Source organism: Mesorhizobium sp. P3_A9 (assembly GCF_056402975.1).
In genome coordinates this window covers 1-5076 of the sequence record NZ_JBFUGJ010000394.1, presented here as the reverse complement: position 1 = coordinate 5076, position 5076 = coordinate 1, and the positions used below count along the sequence as shown (strand labels likewise).

Here is a 5076-nt window from a genome sequence, read left to right as displayed (position 1 = left end):
ATCAGTTCCCTGTGAGCAGGGATGGAAGACGCGATTACCGGTGAGCCAGCCGCCATTGCCTCGACGACCGGAATCGAGAACCCTTCCATGTACGTTGCAACGACCGTGCAGAGCGCGCCACGGTAGATCGATACGAGTTCGTCTTCGTCGACAAAACCCGGGAAAACAAGAAGCTCGGACCTGCCGCCATTGCCGGTGTACAGGTCGCGCAAGATTGTCTGCCAAATCGGCGGGTAATTCCCGGTGACCACGAGCTGAATGCCGGCGTCTTGCATCACGGCACTTCCGGCGTGAGCGAGGATAGGGCACTCGACATTCTTGCGCGGTTCGGCTCCGCCGCAGGCAAGAACATAGCGCTTGGAAAGTCTTTCCCGCCGCCCGGAAGTGTCGGCGCGCTCGAACGCGCTGTCTATCGGCGCCCCGGTCTTCGTAATGCGCATCGGGCTTACGCCGAGAATGCGCCGGAGTTCGTCGGATGTATGCTGCGAGATGGGAAAGAAATGATCGTAGCGAGAAAGCCAAATGAGCTGGGTGTGATAGTCGAGGCGATTGGAAGCCGTCGGCAGGTAACGTTCCGGCTTCATGAGCGGGATGAAGTCGTAGACAATCGCGAGCTTGAGAATGTCGGGGTCGTTCACGATGCGACCCAGGAAGAAAGGGTCATGGGTCATAGGGGACAGTTCGAAGAACACCGTCGAACATGCTTTGGCGCCTAGATAGGCGTTGCTGCGAACCTGATCGACGAGATGTAGGAAACGATCCTCAAGCGGTGGCAAGGCGGGATCAACCAGCCCTACAGTCGACACATCAACTCTTTCGCGAAGGTGGCCGACAGCCCTGACCAGATTCGCCGACAGCTTGCCGACGCCGCGATCCTTATAGGAAGGGTCTTGCAGGCATCTCAAATCGAATACAATTTCGCAATTGTCCATGCCGCAACCCAACCCGTCGTAGCTCACTTCCTACTCGCTGCAAACGGAAGATGACAAGCGAAAAGGGCCTGGGATATCGCGCCTATGGGAAGAGGCCACCCGGAAATCGATTCGATGATTAGTCCTGATTAATATAATGGTCGAGAAGAAGCTTGGCTATCGCTTTGGCCGCGTGACGTAAAAGGCCCGGTGACGTGGGACTTATTTGCTGTTGCCGAGGAAGTATTAGATATTCGTGATGAGATCCCGGTAGAGATTCATATAGGAGATTGCCATTTTCTCGGACGTGAACAGGCTCTCGTATCGCTCTACTGCATTTTGCCCGAAGCGTTGCGCCATGTCCGTGTCGTTCCACATCTGAGCCATGGCGGCGGCCAGGGCCGGCGCATCGGCGGGTGGGACGACCAATCCCGTCACCTTGTCCAGGTTGACAAAGCTCGTGCCCGTGCCGATCTCGCAGGAGATCATCGGTTTGCCGAACATCGCTGCCTCGACAAGAGACAACCCGAAAGCTTCCGAGCGCAGATGGGACGGGAAGACGACTCCGCTGCACAGGGTCAGAAGCGCGATCTTGTCTTCTTCTTCGAGCGCACCGACGAAATGCACATTCGACAGCCGGCTTGCGTCAGCTTGCGCGTGCAGGGCCTGCTCCATCGGACCTGAACCGACGATAACCACCGGATAGCCGCTCAGGCGCGCCGCCTCGATCAGCACATGCAGGCCTTTGTAATAACGCAGCACACCGGTGAACAGGAAAAACCTGCCGGGAAACCGCGCGCGCCATTGTTGCAGCCGTGCTTCGGGGGGAGCCGGATAAGTCTTCGCATCCAGGCCGTTCGGAATGACGACTGTCTTGGCACGCCGTCCTCGCAGGACAGCGCTCGTTTCCAGATAATTGGGCGAGGCCACGACAATGCGGTCAACGCTGTTGAGGAAGAGGTGCATCAGCGGACGATAGACCTGCAGGAGCATGCTCTGCTTGACTATGTCAGACTGATAGGTGACCACGGTCGGCTTTCGCACCCGCATGCCGAAATGAACCAGGTCCATGAAGGGCCAGGGGAAGTGATAGTGAATGATGTCGGCTTGCGCCGCCAGTTCGCCGAAGCGCTTGAAGGCGCCAAGCGAAAAACCCGTCGAGGCGATCTCCAGATCGAGCCGTGCCTTGTAGGCCCAATGCCCGTCGAAGAAGACGCTGTTCTCGTCCGGCTTGCGGCTGAGTGAAAGCACCGTTGGCTCAACGCCCAGTTTCGACGTTCCACAGGCGATCGCATGGATCGCTCGTTCCATGCCGCCGAACGTGTCAGGCCAGTACGTCTTGAAAAAATGGAGGACGCGCATGTCAGCGGCTTTTCCGCTTGGCAATGGCCTGGTCGAAAACCGCGATCAAACGCTTTGCGCTGAGATGCCAGTCGAAACGCGCCGCATTGGCCTTGGCGACCGCGGCCCGTCGTGCAAGGTCGCGATCGTCGGTAAGCAGTTGCTTCAGCTTTGCGGTGAGGTCGCTCACTGACAGCGGATCGACCAGCAGGGCGCCTTCGCCGGCAACTTCGGGCATTGAAGAGACGTTGGAGGTCAGAACCGGTACCCCAAAACCGTTTGCCTCCAGAATGGGCAAGCCGAACCCTTCATAGAGCGACGGCATCGTAAGCGCCCGGGCCCCAGCATAGAGCGATGCCAGATCGGTGTCATCCAGGTACCCGGTGAGCCGCACTTGATCGGAAATGCCGAGATCCGTCAGGCGAGATCGGAGATCGCCGAGGCGCCAACCCTGTCCTCCGGCGATAACCAGCAGATGTCCGGAGCGGACCTCCGGGCCGAGGCCGGCCCAGGCCTCCAAGAGGCGAATGAGGTTCTTGCGTGGCTCAAGGGTCCCCACAAACAGCAGATAGGGCCGGTCAATTCCAAAACGCGTGCGCACGGCCGCAATATCGCCCGGCACGAGGTGGGTGTAACCGGGATAGATCGTTGTCACGGGAGCTTCCAGGCCAGGGTATCTCTCACGGAGCGCCCCCTTCGTTGAATTGGAGTCAACGACAATTGCGTCAGCCCGGCGCACTGCCGAGCCGACAAAGGCGCGCTCCGCGCCCCATGTCTGCCAACGCATGGTTTCGGGCGCATAGGCCCAGACCAGATCATGAATGGTGACCACCCGCGGCATCGGCGCCGGTAGACGGAAGGGGAGCCTGTGGGCGGGACCCCAAAAGATGTCGACCGCGTCGTTGACCGCAGCGCGTGGTAGTGCCGTTTGCGACCAGATCATGCGAGCGAGAGCGCCTGGAAAAGCCGCGACGCGCATGTCGGCTCCAACCAATTCGCCAAGTGCCTTGGCCGGCGGCTCCGGCAGATAGAGAATTGGCCGGTGTCCGGCCGCGACGAGCTCCCGCGTCATCTCGACGACATATCTTCCGATACCCGTGAGGCCAGGCACTAGGTTGCGTGCGTCGATTGCGATTTTCATTTACGATCTGGGTATAATGAACTGCGTGCGGTGCAGGTAGCGAGCACTTCTGCTGTCATATCAGGGTTGCCGCCGACTTTTCATGCCTATCGCCGGCACTTCCTTTCGCATAGCAGAGTCGAACTCCATTGCAACATCGTCCGCGATGAGCGCGAAGGTCGATATCACACTTGGCGACCGAAGCCGGCCAAGCTTCCGATCTCTCATTTGACAAGCGATGGTGCACTGCAATACCAGACACAGCCTTCCGGGGGCCGGAAAGCGGATGATCGAGCGGATGATCAAGAAGAAACGAATTTTTTGGCTGGGCATGCACAAGGTGCTGTCGCAGACCGAACTTCCTCACCTGCGGGCGCTGGGCTACGAGGTGTTCAATCCGCCCTATCTGAGCGACGTTTATGATCAGTCCGCTGTCTACGATTGGGCTCCATCAGCTTCCAGCCTGCCCAAAGAGGCACTGGAGATCCTGGAGAGGACCAACTTCTTCTACGATGAGGTTCCGCCGGAAGCAGCTGAGATTCTGAATGCATATTTCGATGCGGCTATCGTTACCATCAACCCGCTATGGCTGGTACATTTCCTGAAAGCCTACCGTGGCCGGGTCATCTATCGCACCTATGGTCAGCCCTACAGTCTGTCGGATGAGCTCATCAATATTGGAGGGCTGCCGCTTGTCACAGAGCGGGACGATTTCTGGTTCATGCCGCACTCCGAAAAGGTTGCCGACATAGAGGACGATTGGCTGCGATCGCGCATGACGATCGTTCCCTATTGCCTTACGCAGGACGTCGTCGATCTGCGCGATACATGGGATGTCGGGGCGACGACGGCAGAGATGGGGTTGCTATGTCCAAGAGCGGCGGACATCCCTTATTACTCCGCCAACTACCGTCACCTTAAGCACTATTTCCCTGCCAAAGGTTACAGGATCTTCGGTGCGCAGAACGTGCCCGTCCGGGATGAACAGGTGATTGGCACCGTCGAGCGTCCCGAGTTCCTGAGACGATTCGCAGAGATGCGTGGCTTTGCCTATCACTATGAGGAGCCGACCGTCTGCTATCTGCCGCCGATAGAATTCATGACGCTTGGCGGTCCGGTGCTTTTCAAAAAGGAATCTTTGCTCAGCCGGTATTTCCCCGCCGACGCGCCCGGCAGGACGGACAGCATTGAAGATCTGGTGAGGCGGTCGGAGCAGTTGAGGAAGGGTGACCACGCTCTCTCCCGCGAACTGATCGAAAGCCAGGCCGAGGTACGCAAACTCTACCAGCCGGAATTTGTGTGGCCCGTATTCGACCGGGCGATAGAGATGGCGCTTGGTGAAGCAGGATCGAACCGGGCACAGGAATTGATTTATACGCCTACCGTGAAGGTGGAAGCGCCTGCCGCTGAAACTGTTCTTGTAGCCTTCCACGGTTTCGGTCCGCTGGTCGTTCGCCACAATGGCGAATACCACTGCTCAGAGGGGATCGCGCGCGTTGTCCGTCAAATCATTCGTGCGTTAAGCGATCTTGGTTTCAAGATTGTCGTCACGAGCCGCAAGCAGGACATCGGCCGCGTTCATGGCTTCCTCAGTTCCGCCGCCGGGCGCGATCTGAGGATCATGGTTGTGGAAGAAGAGGTTGCCGGTGGAGGAAACGCCATGAAGGCGCTAGGCCGCCTTCGCCAGCTTGCAAGGACGCGGCC

The 5076-nt window shown here is 58.5% G+C and carries 4 protein-coding genes; 1 reads left to right on the top strand and 3 read right to left on the bottom strand.

The window, feature by feature from the left end:
* From AC1DX0_RS30820 to AC1DX0_RS30810, 3 genes are all read right to left on the bottom strand, one after another.
* A partial coding sequence (locus AC1DX0_RS30820) for a glycosyltransferase (RefSeq protein WP_477358212.1) occupies window positions 1–959 on the bottom strand: 959 nt, incomplete at its 3' end.
* Between the two features lie 198 nt (window positions 960–1157).
* Window positions 1158–2273 carry a glycosyltransferase gene (locus AC1DX0_RS30815; protein WP_477219585.1) on the bottom strand — a complete coding sequence of 372 codons (1116 nt, stop codon included), beginning with the start codon at window positions 2271–2273 and terminating at the stop codon, window positions 1158–1160.
* A 1-nt stretch (window position 2274) separates the two neighbouring features.
* Window positions 2275–3393 (bottom strand): glycosyltransferase family 4 protein, encoded by a 1119-nt coding sequence (locus AC1DX0_RS30810; protein WP_477219584.1) that lies wholly within the window; start codon window positions 3391–3393, stop codon window positions 2275–2277.
* A gap of 265 nt (window positions 3394–3658) precedes the next feature.
* Between AC1DX0_RS30810 and AC1DX0_RS30805 the strand changes: the two genes are divergently transcribed.
* Window positions 3659–5076 (top strand): hypothetical protein (locus AC1DX0_RS30805; protein WP_477358210.1); only part of this gene is annotated, 1418 nt, incomplete at its 3' end.